The organism is Bartonella sp. TT119HLJHH (genome assembly GCF_042193385.1).
Taxonomy (GTDB): domain Bacteria; phylum Pseudomonadota; class Alphaproteobacteria; order Rhizobiales; family Rhizobiaceae; genus Bartonella.
Genome location: NZ_JBHILS010000091.1, coordinates 1 through 1302, shown reverse-complemented (window position 1 = coordinate 1302; position 1302 = coordinate 1). Strand labels below are relative to the sequence as shown.

The window sequence follows — 1302 nt, the reverse complement described above, 5'->3', positions numbered from 1 at the left end:
TGAAATGTCATTAAAACCGTTTGCGATATCAGAGATTAGCGACCCGTCTCAAGTACGGGTCGTTTTGTATTCGGGGGAAGGTTTTGTGCATGCGCCGCTTAATGGCGTTTTTGATTTACTGAAAGCCGCTTTGAAAACGGAGCTTGATGGTTCACTGAAAGATTTAGAGAAGCGCTTAGAGGCATTAAGAGAAGAGTTTGAAGATTTGAAAGAGTGTTCATTTTAGGTTTAATGAAGGAATAAAGCATATGAAAATACCCGATCATAGTCATGAGTATTTGATACCAATAGCAACGAAAGAGGAAATCAGAGAAGGAAGTTCGCAAGATAGTGTTGTTGTTCCTAAGATTTTAGGGACGGCATCTTTGTATTCGTATGAAACTTTTGCACCATTAGAACAGGTTGTTAATGCAAGGCAAGAGTCTGAAAAAGCCATGGCGCGTGCAAATAGTGCGCAACAGGTTGCAGAGGAATCGAAAAGGGTTTCTGATCAAGCGCTTACAGAGGTGACAAAAACGGGTGAAGCGGTTACAGCAGCTACGACAACCGCTAATCTTGCAAAAGATACAGCGGATACAGCCAAGGGCTTAGCAGAAGAATCCAAGAGTGCATCAGATGCCGCGAAGCAAATGGCAGAAGAGGCGAAGGCAGGAGTCGATAGAGCTACAGGGGAAATAAGTGGTACGAAAGGTTCATTGGCTACGGCATTGCAAAGTTTTTCAGAGGTCAAGCAGGCAAGTGAGAATGCCGTCCATGTCTCGACAGAAGCAAAGAGATTAGCCGATGAATCGAAGTCCATTGCTGAACGTGCAGAACAAACAGCGAGAGATGCTTCCCAAACAGCAACAGAGACAACCCAAGTAGCAGCGACCGCGGTAGCGACGAGTCATGAAGTTAAGACGATAGCAACACAAGCAAGTCTTAAGGCGGATGGAGCCAAACAGACAGCTGATGATGCTAAGGATATTGCAGAAGCGGCAAAAGCTCTTTCAGAACAATCCAAGAATGCTTGTGATGAAGTCAAGGAATCTGTTGCAACTGTTAAGATAGTTGCCGAATCGGCGCAAACAGGAGTGGAACAAGCCTCGCAAACAGCTTCAGAAGCGAAGGGTTTAGCGGAAGCGGCGAAAAGTGCAGCAGAGAGTGTAACAGAGAAAGTAGATCAAGCACTAAGAGAGGCTAGCGATGCAAAATCTAAAACAGAAGGCTTAGAAACAATAGCCAATGAAGCAAAATCCACGAGTGATCATGCAAGCCAAACCGCTTTGAGTGCAAAAAGTTTATCAGAAGAAGCGAAGAGTG

At 44.8% G+C, this 1302-nt stretch carries 2 protein-coding genes; both read left to right on the top strand.

Going from position 1 to position 1302, the window contains the following annotated elements:
* Positions 1-4: 4 nt before the first annotated feature.
* Positions 5-226 (top strand): hypothetical protein, encoded by a 222-nt coding sequence (locus tag ACFIJL_RS09430; RefSeq protein ID WP_375624443.1) that lies wholly within the window; start codon positions 5-7, stop codon positions 224-226.
* A 22-nt stretch (positions 227-248) separates the two neighbouring features.
* The coding region (locus ACFIJL_RS09425; protein WP_375624441.1) for an alanine-zipper protein at positions 249-1302 on the top strand (1054 nt) is incomplete at its 3' end.